Origin of the sequence: Lysinibacillus sp. RS10 (assembly GCF_041956855.1) — a bacterium.
In the GTDB taxonomy this organism is placed as follows: Bacteria; Bacillota; Bacilli; order Bacillales_A; family Planococcaceae; genus Lysinibacillus; species Lysinibacillus xylanilyticus_A.
The window spans coordinates 2,086,686-2,104,368 of the sequence record NZ_CP167122.1; the positions used below are offsets into that span (position 1 = coordinate 2,086,686).

Annotated in this window: 20 protein-coding genes, 1 pseudogene and 1 riboswitch; of the genes and pseudogenes, 15 read left to right on the forward strand and 6 right to left on the reverse strand. The window is 36.0% G+C overall.

Features of this window, described 5'->3' with window-relative positions; all coding sequences use genetic code 11:
• Positions 1-69: 69 nt before the first annotated feature.
• A complete protein-coding gene (locus tag ACB089_RS10640) occupies positions 70-438 on the reverse strand; it encodes a hypothetical protein (RefSeq protein WP_374966372.1) in 369 nt (122 codons plus the stop codon).
• A gap of 173 nt (positions 439-611) precedes the next feature.
• Here ACB089_RS10640 and dacB point away from each other — a divergent pair, with 173 nt between their 5' ends.
• The 6 genes from dacB to lepB all read left to right on the forward strand — a co-directional run bounded on the left by dacB (position 612) and on the right by lepB (position 5,233).
• On the forward strand, positions 612-2,045 hold the full coding sequence (gene dacB / locus ACB089_RS10645; RefSeq protein WP_374966373.1) for a D-alanyl-D-alanine carboxypeptidase/D-alanyl-D-alanine-endopeptidase: 1,434 nt from the start codon (positions 612-614) through the stop codon (positions 2,043-2,045).
• Positions 2,046-2,166: 121 nt separating this feature from the next.
• Positions 2,167-2,352, forward strand: coding sequence for a hypothetical protein (locus ACB089_RS10650; RefSeq protein WP_374966374.1), 186 nt, complete (start codon positions 2,167-2,169; stop codon positions 2,350-2,352).
• Positions 2,330-2,764, forward strand: a complete 435-nt coding sequence (locus tag ACB089_RS10655; RefSeq protein ID WP_068984574.1) for a MarR family winged helix-turn-helix transcriptional regulator — start codon at positions 2,330-2,332, stop codon at positions 2,762-2,764. Before ACB089_RS10650 ends, ACB089_RS10655 begins: the two co-directional genes overlap by 23 nt.
• 263 nt (positions 2,765-3,027) lie before the next feature.
• A complete protein-coding gene (locus ACB089_RS10660; RefSeq protein WP_374966375.1) occupies positions 3,028-3,960 on the forward strand; it encodes an LCP family protein in 933 nt (310 codons plus the stop codon).
• A gap of 327 nt (positions 3,961-4,287) precedes the next feature.
• Positions 4,288-4,395, forward strand: coding sequence for a transcriptional regulator (locus ACB089_RS10665; RefSeq protein WP_068984572.1), 108 nt, complete (start codon positions 4,288-4,290; stop codon positions 4,393-4,395).
• Between the two features lie 280 nt (positions 4,396-4,675).
• Positions 4,676-5,233: a signal peptidase I gene (lepB, locus tag ACB089_RS10670; protein ID WP_068984571.1), complete on the forward strand. Its 558-nt coding sequence runs from the start codon at positions 4,676-4,678 to the stop codon at positions 5,231-5,233.
• A 55-nt stretch (positions 5,234-5,288) separates the two neighbouring features.
• On the opposite strand, the gene ACB089_RS10675 is transcribed toward lepB, so the two are convergent.
• Positions 5,289-5,495: a hypothetical protein gene (locus tag ACB089_RS10675; RefSeq protein ID WP_368635087.1), complete on the reverse strand. Its 207-nt coding sequence runs from the start codon at positions 5,493-5,495 to the stop codon at positions 5,289-5,291.
• Positions 5,496-5,715: 220 nt separating this feature from the next.
• Positions 5,716-5,815: riboswitch (purine riboswitch) on the forward strand.
• A gap of 91 nt (positions 5,816-5,906) precedes the next feature.
• Here ACB089_RS10675 and ACB089_RS10680 point away from each other — a divergent pair.
• From ACB089_RS10680 to ACB089_RS10690, 3 genes are all read left to right on the forward strand, one after another.
• Positions 5,907-7,097, forward strand: a complete 1,191-nt coding sequence (locus tag ACB089_RS10680; protein WP_374966376.1) for an MFS transporter — start codon at positions 5,907-5,909, stop codon at positions 7,095-7,097.
• Between the two features lie 105 nt (positions 7,098-7,202).
• Positions 7,203-7,493: a hypothetical protein gene (locus tag ACB089_RS10685; RefSeq protein WP_068984569.1), complete on the forward strand. Its 291-nt coding sequence runs from the start codon at positions 7,203-7,205 to the stop codon at positions 7,491-7,493.
• Between the two features lie 377 nt (positions 7,494-7,870).
• Positions 7,871-10,477 (forward strand): cation-translocating P-type ATPase, encoded by a 2,607-nt coding sequence (locus ACB089_RS10690; protein ID WP_374966377.1) that lies wholly within the window; start codon positions 7,871-7,873, stop codon positions 10,475-10,477.
• 43 nt (positions 10,478-10,520) lie between these two features.
• Here ACB089_RS10690 and ACB089_RS10695 read toward each other — a convergent pair whose 3' ends face one another.
• From ACB089_RS10695 to ACB089_RS10705, 3 genes are all read right to left on the reverse strand, one after another.
• The gene (locus ACB089_RS10695; protein ID WP_374966378.1) at positions 10,521-11,006 is read right to left on the reverse strand and encodes a DUF3231 family protein; all 486 of its coding nucleotides are present in this window, start codon (positions 11,004-11,006) and stop codon (positions 10,521-10,523) included.
• Between the two features lie 387 nt (positions 11,007-11,393).
• A complete protein-coding gene (locus tag ACB089_RS10700; protein WP_374966379.1) occupies positions 11,394-11,681 on the reverse strand; it encodes a hypothetical protein in 288 nt (95 codons plus the stop codon).
• Positions 11,682-11,795: 114 nt separating this feature from the next.
• Positions 11,796-12,470, reverse strand: coding sequence for a cupin domain-containing protein (locus ACB089_RS10705; protein ID WP_374967541.1), 675 nt, complete (start codon positions 12,468-12,470; stop codon positions 11,796-11,798).
• 413 nt (positions 12,471-12,883) lie between these two features.
• Between ACB089_RS10705 and ACB089_RS10710 the strand changes: the two genes are divergently transcribed.
• The 6 genes and pseudogenes from ACB089_RS10710 (at position 12,884) to ACB089_RS10735 (ending at position 16,431) form a co-directional block, all read left to right on the forward strand.
• Positions 12,884-13,105: a transcriptional regulator gene (locus tag ACB089_RS10710; RefSeq protein WP_374966380.1), complete on the forward strand. Its 222-nt coding sequence runs from the start codon at positions 12,884-12,886 to the stop codon at positions 13,103-13,105.
• 41 nt (positions 13,106-13,146) lie between these two features.
• Entirely contained in the window at positions 13,147-14,361 is a 1,215-nt protein-coding gene (locus ACB089_RS10715; protein WP_374966381.1) for a UV damage repair protein UvrX, read from the forward strand.
• Between the two features lie 56 nt (positions 14,362-14,417).
• On the forward strand, positions 14,418-14,756 hold the full coding sequence (locus ACB089_RS10720; protein WP_374966382.1) for a YolD-like family protein: 339 nt from the start codon (positions 14,418-14,420) through the stop codon (positions 14,754-14,756).
• Entirely contained in the window at positions 14,749-15,105 is a 357-nt protein-coding gene (locus ACB089_RS10725) for an aconitate hydratase (RefSeq protein ID WP_374966383.1), read from the forward strand. The genes ACB089_RS10720 and ACB089_RS10725 overlap by 8 nt, the downstream gene beginning before the upstream one ends.
• A 216-nt stretch (positions 15,106-15,321) precedes the next feature.
• Positions 15,322-15,714, forward strand: a pseudogene (locus tag ACB089_RS10730) (VOC family protein).
• A gap of 306 nt (positions 15,715-16,020) precedes the next feature.
• Positions 16,021-16,431 carry a DUF6508 domain-containing protein gene (locus ACB089_RS10735; protein ID WP_374966384.1) on the forward strand — a complete coding sequence of 137 codons (411 nt, stop codon included), beginning with the start codon at positions 16,021-16,023 and terminating at the stop codon, positions 16,429-16,431.
• A 570-nt stretch (positions 16,432-17,001) separates the two neighbouring features.
• On the opposite strand, the gene ACB089_RS10740 is transcribed toward ACB089_RS10735, so the two are convergent.
• Entirely contained in the window at positions 17,002-17,478 is a 477-nt protein-coding gene (locus tag ACB089_RS10740) for a GNAT family N-acetyltransferase (RefSeq protein ID WP_374966385.1), read from the reverse strand.
• Between the last annotated feature and the right edge of the window lie 205 nt (positions 17,479-17,683).

Consider the following 17,683-nt stretch of genomic DNA (forward strand, 5'->3'; position numbering starts at 1 on the left):
TACCTATAAAATGGCATAAAGGAAGCCCCACTTTACAAAAAAAGTGGGGCTTTCTATTTAAGATGTACATTATTTTACATGTTTAAAGACATTGACAACAAAGAATAGCACTGAAATTGCTACAGCGATCCCGCCACCAGATACGAACAGCTCAAATAACCAGTGTGGCACATCCATATGAACCATCATCATACCGATTAAGAGGAACGGCAAACCGAGATTGTAAAACCAAAATTGTGCTTTGGCCAGCCCCGTTTCCGCTGCATCTTTATAAATTGAATAAATTAAACCGATAAATCCAGTTGTCAGCCAACCTACTACACCAATGTGGGCATGTGTAGCCGTCCATTGAAGTTGAATTGTATAATGCATAAATAGTCCAAAAGCGAAAACAAGCATCAAATACATGACTGAAATTTTTATCCATTTAGCACCCATCGTAACCAACTCCTTTCTCGAAAGTGATTTAGCTAGCTACTACAGTTTATTCTGTCGAATAAAAAAGATGACATATTATTCTCTGAAAAATTAAAAAGTGTTTAATTGTAAATTACTAAATTTTTCCGTAGAATAGAAGCGTGAAAAGGAGAAATTTGTTATTAGGAGGTACTATGAAAAAGAAAATAATTTTATTAACAATGATTTTGACGGTTTGCTGCTTACCTATAACCTTTCTTGAAAAGGCTGAAGCAAGCGAGCAAACCATGACAACAAAGGTGGATAGTGTTCTTGCGAAAAATTGGAAGAATAATGAGTACAGCATTACCGTACGAGATATGGAAACCGGGGATGTACTTTACAATAAAAACGGTGAAAAAATGATACGTCCTGCTTCTTCTCATAAGCTTTTGGTCAGTGCTGCTGCATTAGATTTACTTGGACCTGATTATCGCTTTGAAACGAAGGTCTATGTCGATGGTCCAATTGAAAATGGTGTACTTCAAGGTAATATTTATTTACAGGGTGGGGGAGATCCAACGCTGTTGCCTTCTCATTTAGATTCTTTTGCCAGTGGATTGAAAAAAATGGGTATATCGAAAATTACAGGTTCCTTAATTGCGGATGATACGTGGTTTGATACAGATCGCTTACCGAAGGGAATTGTACCGCAAGAAGAAGCATTACCTTATGCTTCCCGTATTTCTGCATTAACGATTTCGCCAAATGAGCAATACGATATTGCGACTGTCCAAGTTAAAGTGACTGGTTCAAAGGTCGGCTCTACAGCGACTGTTCAGCTTGTACCGTTTGCTAGTACAATTCCCATTGTTAACAAAACAAAAGTTGTTAAAAAGGGCGAGAAAAGTACGGTAAAGATTACACGAGAATATGGTAAAGATCGAATTGTTGTGACAGGGAATTTACCCGCAGGTTCAGAGAAAAGTACATATGTCACGGTCTATGACCCAACCTTGTATACACTCGATGTATTTCGGGAAAAATTAGTGGCAAAAGGTATTCAAACAATGCCTCTTAAGATGGGACAAGTACCTGAAAATGCTGAGCGAGTAGGTATTTCTTATTCCAAGCCATTAAAAGATATTAACTTTAAATTTTTGAAGTTAAGCAATAATGGTATGGGTGATATGTTTACAAAACAACTCGGACGAGAACTACTTGGAGAAGGAAGCTGGTCTGCTGGCATTCAAGCAATTCGTACATACGGTAATGATATTGGGCTAAATATGGATCAATGGGTTTTTGAAGATGGTTCAGGTTTAAGTCATCAAAATCGAGCAAGTAGTATGCAAGAAAGTTTATTATTATATAAAGTTCGAAGTAAATCCTGGTATTACTCATACTTAGATGCATTACCGCATGCAGGGAGAAAGGGTAAGCTTGTTGGTGCAACTTTAGAAAATCGTATGAAGGGCTATAGTGTATCGGCAAAAACAGGCTATATTTCTGGTACACATGCTTTAAGTGGCTATGTAAAAGGAAAAAGTGGCAAATGGTATATTTTTAGTATTTTAACACAGGGCAATAAAACTTCAGCAATCCCAACTATTGATGAGATTGTCAAGCAGATTGCAAATGAAATGTAAGGATGTTGAACAACGTAGTTTCATTACATTTAGTTTAATGTTAAACTAAATGATGGAATTAGTTACTTGCTAATTGATCAGGTGTACAAGGGTTGAAAAAACAGACATTGAGTATTACGAAGTGGCTAAAAATAAGATCCCTTTAGTTGCTTTGGTGATAGTCAATAAAATTAGATGTGCAGCTGTTTTCTTAGCTCCAGATAATTCTCAATATATCACTCAATTATTGTGGACAGGAAGTCAGAAAGCTTCATTAATTTCTCAGGTGTTTGAGGAGGATTTTTTTGAAAGAAACAAATATTTTTAAGCTTATTCATATGGTTGAACAGATGAATAATGCCAATATTATACGTTTTACAAAAGCGTTTCCGTATCCGTTGGGGATCTCACCAATTTTAGTATTAAGTGAGTTACACGCGAAAGGTCCGCAAAAGCAGGCTGAGTTAGCAGGGACGCTCGGCTATACAAAAGGGGCAATGACGAGTATTGCTGAAAAATTAGTAAAGCTCGGTTTAGCGGAAAGACTGTATGACCCATCTGACCGTCGTATTATTCGATTACAAATAACGGATGAAGGTGAAAAAGCCTTAGCGAAAGCCCAATCAATTGGCCAAGAGGTTTTTATGCAGCTTTTTGATGTATTGAATGATGAAGAAATTGCGCAATATTTGCTGATTCAAGAAAAATTAGTGCAAGGAATACAAGACAAAAGCTTATAGAAAAAGAAGTTTTACTCAGTAACATTAAAGACAAGTAATGGATTATGATGGTTTATTTCCTCATTACTTGTTTATCGGATTATGATCAATGTTAGTTGAATGAGGAATAATTTGCAAATAGAGGAAGCCTGTCGTACATTTAGTAAATACTAGTGTACGTCTTTTTTTCGTCTAGTATGCATATAAATAGACCATATAAACTTTTTTTCAACTTAAAACGTCAAAAAGAGGGGTAAATTTGGTAAGTAAGAAAGGACTTATGTATGGAAAAAAACATGAAGCGCTCTAAGGAAAAAAAGAGCAAGAAAAAAATCTGGCTTTGGATAGTAGGTAGCTTAATAGCAATTTTTTTAATTTTTATAGGTACTGCTTATTATTCGATCCATAAAACGATGAATAAAATAAATACACCATTAGAAACGACAGATAGTGGAGAAAAAGAACAAAAAACAGTGACAAAAAAAGAGCCATTTTCTGTGTTAATGCTTGGCGTGGACGAACGTAAAGATGATAGTGGACGTTCAGACACGATGATTGTCGTTACGGTAAACCCTGAAAAACAAACGATGAAGATGCTTAGTATCCCTCGAGATACTCGTACAGAAATTATTGGCCATGATTCCGTCGATAAAATTAATCATGCTTATGCATTTGGTGGTGTCCCAATGGCGGTCGATACGGTGGAGCATTTTTTAGATATTCCTATTGATTATTATGTGTATATCAATATGGATGGCTTCCTACAAATTATCGACACGATTGGTGGGATAACAATTGAAAATGACATGGATTTAACCTATGATAAGCATCATTATCCAAAGGGAGAGATTACTTTAAACGGTGAGGAGGCACTAATTTTTTCACGTATTCGTTATGAAGATCCTCGCGGTGATTTTGGTCGTCAAATTCGCCAAAGACAAATTATTGAGGCGGTTCTGAAAAAAGCTTCAACGACACCATCTATCTTATTAAAGGCTACAGATATGCTTGATGTAGTAGGCGATAATGTCCGCATGAATTTTACGATGAAGGATTTAATCCAGCTACAAAGTATTTATAAAAAAATGGATGGCAATATCGATCAGCTGTCATTTGAAGCTGAGGGTGGCCAAAGAATTAATCACATATGGTATTACATCCCTGATGAGACGGAGCTAGGTAAAATCCAAACGGAATTAAAAGCTCATTTGAAATAAAGTATAAGAATGAATCAATTCGGTATGATAGCTGTAAATTTTTTGGCAAAGAAGGGAGGGAGATGAATGAATGGGAGGACCCAGGTGCTTAGGTATACAGCTCTCAATAATTGCATGCAAAGCTATGTGCCTAAACGTAAAGTTCAAAAAATTCCAGTCAGTTCAGCTATTCGACATTTACAACTATTGTGCTTAAAAATTTTCATGTGAAACATAAAAAATCATTCAGGTAGTGTGCATGCCTAGTTGAATGATTTTTTATTTTGTTTGAAATATCAGAAAATTTGGTGTATAATAATATTAGAAATGGTTAAGGGAGTGATTGTGATGATTATAGGTACAATTTTATTAGCAGTTGCATTACACGCAGGGATTGTTTTAGCAGTAGATTTATTGAATGAGCAGCATCACTCTACTACGCAAAGTAACCATTAATCGTGAAAACAAAAAAATAGAAGATAATCTAGGCAAAGTGATCATGTAGCTTTGTCTATTTTTTTGTGGCTCATCAGGAAAAATTGAGGATGACATTTGATAAGAAGTATGCCTTATATCAGGCATGTTGATTAGGAAAAAAATAGGTTTATTATTGAGTGACTCCTTGGGGATCAAGGTGATGAACCTTTTCTGTGAACTCGAAACTATTTATGTGATTCATTCGTCAATATACTGTATAAAATGTTATACTATAAAAAAACAGTATCGGGGAATGAACATGCAAGAAGAGAAAACAAGTTTTAAAAAAGAGTTACTATCCTATCTTAAAATTATTGTCATTACAGCTATAGTTGTTTTAGGCTGTAAGCAATTTTTATTTGCACCGATTAAAGTGCAAGGGGCTTCTATGTACCCGACTTATCATGATAAGGATATTATTATTGTAAGTAAAATGAGTAAAATTGATCGCTTTGATCAAATTGTTTTTCAATCACCAACAGAAGATGAACTATATATTAAACGAGTAATTGGCCTACCAGGTGATACAGTTGAAATGAAGGACGATGTTTTGTATGTAAATGGTAAAGCCTATAAAGAAGATTATGTGAATCGTCAAACAGATGATCCTAATCAATTACGTATTACAGAAAATTTCACGTTAGAGCAATTATTAAAAGAGAAAAAAGTGCCTGAAGGTATGTATTTTGTACTTGGGGACAATCGACTAAAAAGTTACGATAGCCGCCACTATGGTTTAATTTCTGAGGATGCCATTTACGGTGAAGCGAAAGTAACACTTTATCCGTTTAGTAACTTCCATCTTGGCTCAAAATAATAAAGACTTTCAGTAAGAAAGAGGCTACGCATGAGTGGCCTCTTTTTTTGATTTTTTAGTTAGCGGATAATGCCGTACAAACTTTATAGTCGGGATAATGGACACAAACTGTTGAATTTTCAACAGTTTCTTTTATGGGGATTTGCTGTTTGCTCAGACTAGGGGAAATGATTGTTGGCTCATCGATTGTGAGCTCTTCTACTACTAGTTCTACGCCATAAAACAACATCAGAAAATAGCATACTAAACCTAATATACGCAAACAATCACCTCGCAATTTTCCGTTCTATTATTATGTATGGTCAAACTTTAAAAAATATAAGTAAAATCTAAAATTTCTCTCTTTTGCATGGACTTTTTTTACGGAATGATTGGCGTTTAATGAGGGAAAGTGCTATAGTGAAACGATTTTATGGATGACAAAGAAGAGAGAAGAATAACAATAAAAAATTGTTGTCATGTAAAATTCAATATGCTACTATAGCTAAAGTAAATATTTGAACTGTATAACCTCAATGATATGGATTGAGGGTCTCTACCAGGAACCATAAAATCCTGACTACAAAAATTTTGCTTCATTTTTGTAGTCAGGATTTTTTTGTCTTTATTCGGTAGGTGTTTAGACATCTAGAAAACCCTCTCTACAAAAATGAAGGTTAGAAGGGTGATTATTATGAATTGGAGAGTTTATATTCTTGCCGTTACTACCTTTACAGTAGGATTGGTGGAATTGATTGTTGGTGGTATATTACCAAAAATTGCAGAGGATTTAAATGTGTCCTTAGCAACAGCAGGACAATTAATTACTATTTTTGCTCTCGTCTATGCAATATCTGCGCCTGTCCTTTTATCATTAACGGCAAAAGTGGAAAGGAAGCGCCTTTATCTTATTTCTTTATTTATTTTTACTTTAGGAAATGTGATGACTTTTTTTAGTACGACATTCTTGACAGTTATGATTGCTAGAATTTTTACCGCGATGAGTACAGCGTTGGTCATTGTGTTATCCTTAACGATTACAACAAAAATTGTTGAGCCAAGACATCGTGCAAAAGCTCTAGGTCTTGTTTTCGTAGGTGTAAGTTCGGCACTTGTCATCGGTGTTCCAGTGGGGATATTTGTGACAGAGGCATTTGGTTGGCGAGCTGTGTTCTTAGGGATCGCTCTTCTTTCAGCTATATCCATGATTCTTAATGCGTTACTACTTGAAAAAATGCCAGTTGTAGAAGTTGTTCCATTAAAGGCACAAATTAAATCATTAGCAAATTTAAAAATCCTTAGTGCGCAATTAACAACAATGTTTATGCTAGCTGGTCATTATATGCTATATGCTTATTTAACACCATTTTTAGTAGAAGCATTTGATATGAACGCCTCTTGGATTAGTATTTGCTATTTGATCTTCGGGATCTCTTCTGTCAGTGGGAATGCTCTCGGTGGTTGGTTAAGTGATACAATTGGTACTGGAAAAGCAATTTTAATTGTTGTTTCAACATTTGTGCTTGTATTATTTAGTATCCCTTATACGATTGTCGCTTTACCACTCTTTTTAATCGTCACGGTTTTATGGGGTGCACTTAGCTGGGCACTTACACCTCCATTACAAAATTATTTAATACAAATTGATCCAAAAACATCGGATATTCAACAAAGCTTAAATACAGCTGCGTTACAAATCGGTATATCCATAGGTTCAGCTGTTGGTGGAGCTATGTTTACTGTTACTGGGTCTGTTATGCACTTAGCTAGCTTCGGTGCCATTTTAGCTTTGTGTGCTTTAGGCTGTGCTATTTTCTCTCTAAAAAGAGCACCAGTTTCACATGACACTGAGCTAGGGTTGAACTCCGCTCACAACAATTCATAGTTTAAAGTAGAAAAATTTTGGCTGAAATATCCAAAAATACTACTGTAAAAGAAGGACAATCTTATAGAGAGATAGAATGTAAGTTTAGAGGAGGTTGGTAAATACATGCAGATAGATTTAACAGAATTTAAAAGTTCAAATGTGAAAGTTGTCGCAACAATTGACCAGACGCTTTACCGCAATGTGGGTGCTATTATTTTATATGAAGAAGATTCCCACACTTTATCTGTACGAAAACTAAAACGAAAAATCGCTGATCAATATATACCAACAGACGAACTCGAAAACTTCATGTTTGACTCTCAAGCAGATGCTATAAAGTTCACGCATAAACTTACTAGAATGAGTGCACTTGATTATTTATTAGTAGCGAATAAAGAGAAACAAGTAAAATAATAAAGTAATTGCAAGACTGGTCTAATAGGGAGTCTATGCATGTGACAAAGGCATTTGGAATAGCCATATTCCAAATGTCTTTTTTTAGTGTTATAGCTAGCAAGAGTAGATTGAATTTACGTCATATTTTCACCTATCTGACAAATAATTAATTTCCCTATCGATTATTATCATACTGGAATAGGACAAGGAATAGATTGTTGTAGTTACAGTATTTTAGAGGCCAAGTAGATAGAGATTCTGATGATTGATGACTATTTTTAGGATGTATATTCAAGCGAATTTATACTCTCCCTAAGAGTTCAGAATAGGGTGGATACTGAGAGTTTCTTTAATTGGCAGGATCATCTAATCATTTCAAATGGAGGGGGAATCGAATGTCAGAATATCATCAACAATCGTCAGCTGAAGTTATGAAAACTTTGAACGTGACAGATCAAGGATTGAGTGATTATGACGTTCAAAAGAGACAAGAAGTATACGGCTATAATGTATTAGAGGAAGGTAAAAAAACAAGTACATTTGCCGTTTTCTTTGGACAGTTTAAAGATTTATTAGTCATAATTTTAATTATTGCTGCTTTCGTTTCATTTCTATTAGGGGAAGTAGAAAGCACGATTGTGATTATGATTGTCGTTATTTTAAATGCTATTCTAGGCACTGTACAACATGTCAAGGCAGAACAGTCTTTGGATAATTTAAAAGCCTTAACTTCTCCAATTGCAAAAGTCATGCGAAATAATCAGCTAATAGAGGTTTCTTCGGAAGATATAGTCGTAGGAGATCTTCTTTATTTGGAAGCTGGCGATTATATAAATGCGGATGGGAGATTATTAGAAAGTTATAATTTGCATATTAATGAAAGCTCACTAACAGGTGAATCAATTGCTGTCGCGAAAATTATAGACCCCATCAAAGAAAACAATGTAACTGTTGCTGACAAAAAGAATATGGTATACTCTGGAAGTTTTGTGACGAATGGTCGCGGTATCGTCATGGTTACGGCAATCGGTATGCAAACTGAAATCGGTAAAATTGCCAATTTACTAGATACGGCGAAAGAGAAGAAAACACCTTTACAAATAAGTTTGGATCAATTTGGCGAAAAATTAGCTTTAGGTATTACGCTAATCTGTTTAGCTATTTTCACAATTGACCTTATTCGAGGACGTGCATTAGTAGAATCGTTTATGTTCGCCGTTTCACTTGCTGTTGCAGCTATTCCAGAAGCATTAAGTTCGATTGTTACGATCGTACTAGCTTTTGGAACACAAAAAATGGCCAAGGAAAGTGCCATTATACGAAAGCTCTATGCCGTTGAAAGTCTTGGAAGTGTATCTGTCATCTGTTCAGATAAAACAGGAACATTAACTGAAAATAAAATGGTTGTGCAAGAAGTATATGTGGACGAAAAAATTATTCCATATGATCGTTTAAACACTAGAAATGCAGTTGAGAAAAATCTGATGGTAAAGGCAATATTATGTAATGATGCTGTAGAAAGGGACCGTAAAGAAATCGGTGACCCTACTGAAATTGCTCTTGTTAAATTAGGGAAGCAATATGACTTGGACGAATTACTGGTAAGAGATCATTATCCAAGAATGGCCGAAATCCCTTTTGATTCAGATAGAAAGCTTATGAGTACGGTAAATACTTTCAATCAGCAATCTATCATGATTACAAAAGGAGCATTAGATGTTCTTTTACCTAAAATTGTGAAAATCGAAACGTCAAATGGTATTTTTAATATTACAAAACAACAGCGTCAAAAAATCGAAGCAGTGAATCGCGATTTCTCTATGAATGGGTTAAGGGTGCTAGCAATTGCCTACAAAGAGGTAAAGGGAAATCAAGCAATTGATGTAAGAGCGGAAAAAGATTTAATCTTTGTTGGCTTAGTGGCCATGATGGATCCTCCAAGAAAAGAATCCAAAGATGCGGTTGAAAATTGTATAAAAGCGGGTATCAAACCGGTGATGATTACTGGTGACCATAAAATTACAGCAATGGCTATAGCTCATCAAATCGGTATTTTAAATGATCCCTCAGAAGCGATTGAAGGTCATGAAATTGCAGGATTAACGGATCAACAACTACAAGAAAAGGTGAAAGATTTCTCTGTTTATGCCCGAGTCACACCGGAGCAAAAAATTCGTATCGTTAAAGCATGGCAGGAAACCGGCAAGGTCGTTGCCATGACAGGAGATGGTGTGAATGATGGCCCTGCCTTAAAACAAGCCGATATTGGTGTGGCGATGGGCATCACCGGCACAGAGGTGGCAAAAGATGCCTCTTCTATGATCTTAACGGATGATAATTTTTCAACGATCGTTAAAGCTATTGCAAACGGCAGAAGCATCTATACGAACATTAAAAATGCTATTTTGTTCTTATTATCGGGGAATGCTGGTGCCATTTTTGTTGTTTTATATGCAACAATATTAGGCTTGCCAGTTCCTTTCGCACCTGTACATCTTTTGTTTATTAACTTACTAACCGATAGTCTGCCAGCGATTGCAATCGGTCTAGAGCCGAATAATAAAAAAACAATGAAGGACAAGCCCCGAAATATTCATACACCATTATTAAATAAAGCATTTACTACTCAAGTGGTGCTCGAAGGTTTACTAATTGCTATCTCTACAATTATTGCTTTTCAGATCGGATTGTCAACGGGAGATACGTTAACGGCGAGTACTATGGCATTTACAACATTATGCTTGTCACGATTAGTGCATGGCTTCAACTCCAGAGCTAAAGAATCCATCTTCGCCATTGGAATATTTTCGAATAAATATACTTGGCTTGCATTCTTAATCGGTTTATTAAGCTTACACGCAGTATTGTTTATTCCAATGCTGACAGGTGTGTTTGAAGTTGCTATCTTAAGCCCTGCGCAATTAGGTTTTATTTATAGTTTGTCTGTGTTGCCATTCCTAGTGAATCAGTGGTATAAGCTGTTGTTTGTGAGAAGAAGATAATATGTAAAAGAGCTCTCGTTGTGAAAACGAGAGCTCTTTTACATTAAGTTATAGCAGGGGCCAGTAACCACCCTTTATCTTTACTTAGCTCTATTAGTTTAGCACCGAGTATAGCATACCTCATATGAAGCTCTCCATATTTTGTAGTATGTTTCTTCTGAACAGATATTTCTAAAGCCTGGCTGACTGTAATAACAGAAGAAGCAATATTCATCGATAAGATGGCGCTAATTTCGGTATCATTAATAGCTGTTTTTCCTCGAATATCTCCCATTTTCAACTTTCCGTATTCGATTGCTGTAGGCGGGGCAAGTACGCCATTGTCCTTTAATAACGCTGTTAGCTGTTTATTTTCCTCTTTTAAACATTGAATAAATTCTACGGTGATAGCCTTCAAATTTTTATCAACAGCGTGTTTGAAAAATGCATGATTTGAAGCTATGTAGCCATTATTAACGCCGAGCTGTGTCCAAATCTTAAAAATCTCCTTAAAGCGTAATGATTCTAAATTTCCATTTATCAATTCCATAGTGACACTTCCTAACTCATCTTTTCGTTCATTTATTTGAGATTAGGATGTGCTAATAAATGAAATTCTAATCATATTTTACAATAAAAGGTTCTGGCAGGGGCGTCCGATGAGCTGCGTTGCTCGCTACAGGGTCTCATCTGTGCCTAATCTCCAGGAAGTCGCTCATAGTTGATAAAAACTGAAATTGTTCCGATAAAACAAGAAAATATTCCGATAAAAGCTAAAATTGTTCCGATAAAATGAGATTTTGTTCCGATAAATCTTAAAAGTATTCCTATAAAAATGAATTCACCACAATAACGTGAAGTTGATTTCCGTTCCGACTGAGTCTCTTCGCTGCAGGGTCCACCTGTGTAGCTAATCTCCAAACACTCCAATCAACAATTATTCCTTTCGTTTCTTATTTTTAAAGCTATGAATAGTTGTTTTTAATGCAGCAAAATTTCCGATAGCTGCGTACCCATAAAAAAAGCCCATAAATATTCCTGCAATAAGATCGTGTCTATGGCTAATGAAGATAGAAATAAGCAAGCCAATAGCCAGAGCGATTGTTGGAACATATTTAGGCTGAACATGCATAAATACCTTAATGAGCTGTGTAATAATTAACACAGCTGGAACGGCTATGACGGCATCCCAAAAATTTGTATGGATCACTGGAAATAATTCCATTTTCTACACCTCTTTTAAGTAGTAACAAAGCTTTGACTTTAAGTTATAGAATTTCCTGTTTACTTATTTTTATTCGATGAAGGTGTAGAGCCGTTAAGCGATATTGTTTAGCAATTAATAATAGGAGCCATAAGGATACACATATGGGTATTGATATGGATATGGGTTCATATAATTTGGCTGTTTAGGCTTGGGTTTATGTTTATGTTTACATTTACAATCAGATTCTTTTTGTTTTTCAGAAGCCGATTTTACACGATTGCAGTTTTTAGGCGGACCAATATATGTTGACGGTACAATTGGCGCAATGGTTTTCTTCCACTGTTTTTCATCTAAACAATAAGTATGAGCCATAATATTGGCAGGTGTAAATGTTAATATATCTGAACCTAAAATGACTTCAGGAGTTGGAGCATCAAAAATAGCTAGTAAATGCGTGTCATCCTCAGTAGCTACTTCATAATGCCACCAGCCTTGCGGTACATTTGCAACTTGACCAGGCTTTATAGGGTAATTCTCAATTTTTTTTGTAAAGGGATTAAGTATAGATACAATAGCAGCACCCGAAATACAATAAACAAGTTCGGCTGCATTTTGATGATAGTGAGGTTCTACTACATTGTCCTTACTTAGGAAAATATCAAGCAAGGACGTATTTTCTAATGTATTTAATTGTTCTACACCTAAGATATTAATATAATTCTGTTGATCTTTTTTAAACAGAGTACTGTCATTTACATCAAAAGTGAACTGTGTTGACGGAGAAGTATAATCAATATTTGAGCTAATAATTACATCCTTTCTCATTAATTTTCAATACTTGTCATCAGCACAGAATATGTACCAACGTTAGTTTAGGCTTACATGAACGCCCATTTTATTTTCATCAGAGAAGACTCCCATCCCTGAAGATGGAGAGATGAATGGGGATGTGGTTCCTTTTCAGTGGATATCCAAACACCTACTGAATGAAAATAAAGCCTTCGAACGCAATTACGCCAAGGCGAAATTGATTTGTCCTCTAAGGGTACATCATCCTCCTTAAAAATTAGTTTAAATTACCACTTCTAATTAAGAACATATGTGCGTATAATGGATATACAAACATTTGTTCTGTAATGAAAAACAGCTCTGTTATACTTACTTGTTTTTTGGGGAGGGAAGTAAAAATCTAACAGAGCTAGTGAAAAGGAGCAACTAAGATGAAAGAACAGTTAATAAAAGCAATGCAGCGTCAACAAGTGGTTCGCATGATGTATGTAGCCAAGTCGGGTGCCATTACGAAAAGGCGTGTGAAAATCATGAAGATTGTTGGTGATTCCTTTATAGCATTTTGCTTTACGAGGCAGGCAAAGCGTACATTTATTATTAACAATGTTCTAGCAATACTCCCGGTTACACATCGGAAGCGTGAGGTGATTTGAATTACGACAATCTGCCACACAAGGACATTTTTTGTATTGACATGAAATGCTTTTACGCAAGCTGTATTGCCATGCTAGAAGGTCTAGATGTCTTGAAAGATGCTATTGCAGTTATTGGGAATTTTGAGCAACCAGGTAGTATCGTACTCGCAGCCTCACCAGTGATGAAGGAAAAATTTAAAATCAAAACGGGAAATCGTCGTTATGAGATACCTAAGCATCCAGATATTAAGCTTTTTGAGCCTAAAATGTCATTTTTTCTCGACATGTCAATGGCAATCACTCGCCTTATAGCTGAGTATGTACCTGCTGAGGCGATTCATGTCTATAGTGTCGATGAAAGCTTTGTGGATTTAACTGGTACAGAATGCCTTTGGGGTTCGCCTGAGCAAACGGCCAAAACGATTCAACAGGCGATTTACGAGCAATTTCGCATTCCCTGTGCAATCGGTATGGGACCCAACATGCTAATAGCAAAATTAGCGTTAGATTTAGATGCGAAAAAATCTGGCTTTGCTAAATGGACATATGAAGATATTCCTAAAAAACTTTGGCCGGTACGACCTCTGTCCGAAATGTGGGGCATTGGCAAACAGATGGAAGCAAACTTGAAAGCAATGGGGATACAAACAGTCGGTGGGTTGGCTAATGCGGATTTAGAGGAATTAGAAAAGCGCTTTGGTATTATGGGCAATCAATTATATTACCATGCATGGGGGATTGATCTTTCCACATTAGGAGAGCCTTTAGTGAAGAATTCAGCGTTAAGTTTTGGTAAAGGACAAATGTTAATGAGAGATTATCACACGCGAAAAGAAATTGCCGTCGTCCTACTTGAAATGTGTGAGGACGTTATGAGACGAACAAGGGAAGCGGGGGATGTTGGGCGTACAATCAGCTTAGGCCTTTCCTATAGTCGAAATGCTATGACAAAAGGATTTCATCGCTCTAGAACGATGGAAGTCCCAACAAATGAAACCCTTGTTATGTATAAAGTCTGTCTTGAGTTACTGGATGAGCACTTTGCTGGTGAGCCAGCACGTCAATTGTCAGTGAGAGTAACGAACTTGGAGCCAGAGTGCAGTATCCAATTGGATTTATTCGATGAGCGCAAGGAGCAACGTCAGGTAATTGGTCATGTGATGGATGCCATCCGCAGAAAATATGGCGCTGTGGCATTATTAAGGGCAGTATCTTATACGCAAGCTGGTACAGCCATTACACGCACTCGCTTGGTAGGCGGGCACTTAGCGTAAGGGGGAATGAGAGAAGAAGAGATAGGAGAACGATTAAGAATTCGAGGAGTGTTTAGATGATACGTGACCGTGGATCAATGAAATGGACGGCGATGATGCTTCCTGAGCATCTTGGCCTCATTAAAGAGTGGAAGCAAGAGCAATTTTACGATAAAAAGCGAGAATTAACTGAGTGGGAGTTAGAAGAAATAGAACAGACCATACAACGTGCTTTTAAAATGCAAAAACCGATTACATTAACGCAATGGACCAACCATAATTTGCACGACGAGACAGGGCTAGTTACAGGAACTGATACATTCAAAAAGGAATTGCTACTAGAGACGGATGTAGCTATCAAGCGTATTGCATTTGATAAAATCAAAGACGCAAAGATGGTGGACGTTGATGATTAATGGTGAGGATCGCAGTATTTTGTATGAGTTTATAAAATTAGATATGGCAATCAGGTCATTACAACAAGACTATTCGTCGCTTGAAAAGTTAAAAATGTCCAAAATCTACATCCAGATTGTAGAAGGTTTATTAAAAGATATAAGAAATGATTTCTACAACAAAAAACGAGCCTTAGTTAAGAAAAATATTGCCGTTGTAAAATGGGTTAAAATTGATGACTATTTCAGCGATGTAATCATCAAAACAGCCGGCGAGGATGAAGTGCTACGTTATGCTAATCAAGCACTAAAAGCACAGGTAGAGGAGCTCATTCATAGCCGTTTAAACAAGTGTGTAGAGATAGTTTGAATCGCAGAAAACGACCCTATGGGAATAGGGAATATACAAAACTGGTCTGATGTCCAAACTAAATACGCACCATTTTTAAAACCTTCTTATCACATTTACTGATACAGTTAAAGTTGACGAACCAAAGAAAAAAGTTATAATCCAAAATTACGTTTAATAAAGGGTTTTTAATCAACTGTATTGAAAAATATATATACCATAATCTGGAGGGGTAAAATGATTTTTGAAATGACTACTCAAGTACGAGTATCTAATATCGAAGAAGGGCATAAATGGTATGAAACACTGTTAAACAAAAAACCTGATTTCATACCACATGATGGTTTTGTAGAGTGGGAACTCATACCTGGTTGTTGGTTACAAGTAGCAGAGGGTAATCTTATTGAAGGAAATGGTCCTTTACGTTTAGGGGTTACAAATATCGAAGCGGAAAAATAAAAGAACTTAACATTGATAACTTTGAAATTTACTCAAGACCAGAAGTTTCAGCTAAATGGGGAACATACATTTACTGACCCTTGGGGAAATCGTCTTGGTTTTTTTGAATACTTAGATAAGACTGAAGAACAAGCACGGATAAAAGCTATTATGAGAAAAGAGGAAGTTTAAGTATTGTATTAACGGGGGCTTTACGTCAAGACGGTTTCTTTAGATTTGGCATTTACCAGGGATTTGCGATATTTTTCAACAACTTTTTAAGACTAAAAAGAAGAAGGATATATATTGTAGAATTTACTAGAAATGGAACTAATAGAATCCACTCAAAGAATAGAGGTTGCAAATAAAAAAGCAACCTCTATTGCGGAATAGTAGAAAACTCTAGAAAAAACTAAAAAAGACTCAATTTCAAACTAGAATCTAATGGAGTGTTGTTCAAGAAGTTATTAGGCATAGACGATACTGAGGAGGACGATGATGAGTAAATTCAATATTTTGGTAAAATACATACCTATAATCCAGACGGCGAGCATTGGTGAATGGATTATTGATAAAGAAAACGATGGAACGCCAGAACATCCGATACATATGCCTTTTGTGGGCTATTCCGAAATGGTGCATAACTTCATCAACGATGTTTACACCTTTGAAGAAAGTAATAAAAATATGGAGCTTACCCGCTATGGAGATATTCTCAAAGATAACGACCTTGAGTGGGATACGGATTCTATGAAGAATGCGGACGTTTCAAATTTGAATGCACAATGTGTGCTTGCGCTTATTATGGGTGCTGTTAGAGCTGAGCGCTTTTGCGAAGGTGCATTATTAGATTTCTTTAAGAGTGGCTGCATATTGAAGTGGCTTGAAAGATTAAACAGTATTGAGTAAAGAAGGATTGACTTTGGATATAAACAAAATGAAAGTTCTATTGTATGATGAATTGCGTGCTTCTTATAGGAACTTCCTACATAGCCATTGTTGGAGTTAGTATAAAAATTGATAATAAACGAATTCCTATTATTGGAATTCGTTTATTAGTTTGTGGAACATATTGAACTTATGGGGTTAGTAAAAGGTATAGCTGCAGATGACGGTGGGGGACAGCAATGTTCCCAATAAGTTTAAACATCTTGTGGTGTGGAAGCAAGAAGAGCTACTATGAGAATTTACCAAATAGAGGAACACTTTATTTATTGAATATAAATATTATGTAAACTATGCGAAGGAACTTAAAGATTTGATATGAAGTGGAATAATTCAATTAGAACATCCAAAAGAGTATGTAATCCTTACACATGTCATTGACATTTTCTTCTTTAAATAGCTGATTATCAAAACAGTATATCCGCAATGACAATCATATGTGTAGGTTCAAATTCCTTATATCCTGATGCCCGTCAGTAAGGGGCAAACAGAAAAAAATCACTCATGTCATGACGAGTGATTTTTGAAAATCTATTAGAAGTTTAGGTTCATAACAATTTGCTCGCCAATAGGTCCCATTCTTCTTTCCCCGTTATCGACAAAGCCAACTTTTAAATATAAATTTTGAGCGGGAATATTTTTATGGTTCACCACTAAAACCACTTCATTACATTCTTTAAATACTCTCTTAATAAATTCAGATAATGCCAGCATCCCTTTTTTGGCATACCCATTTCCTTGCTGTTTATGATCAATAGATAATGCCGTTAGCAGCATAGCATTTGGATTGTTAGAATACTCTTTTACTCTTTCTGTTGCGTGCAGGACAAAAAATCCTACAGGTACATTATCGCTCAAAATAACAATTGGATACTGTCCAACCATTTCAATCGAAATCTCTTTTGGAAGGGCGGTAAATTGACATTGTTCTTCCGGAAGTTCAAAGTCATTCAAAACATCCACAAAGTCTTCTGAGAAATGTACTAATTCAATGGCGTTAGTTTTTTGCATAAAAAATTGCCTCCTTTGTAATTATTTTAACAATAGAACAAATGTTCGTCAAGATACATAAAATGAATCCTAACCAAATTCGTATAAAGGCAATGCAGATCTTCACATAGTACCGCTAACTAAACAAGCTTCCAAAAAATAATATAAAGGATATGATGCTAGCTAGAAGCAATGTGAGAACGATTGAGATAAAGCTTCTAATCAT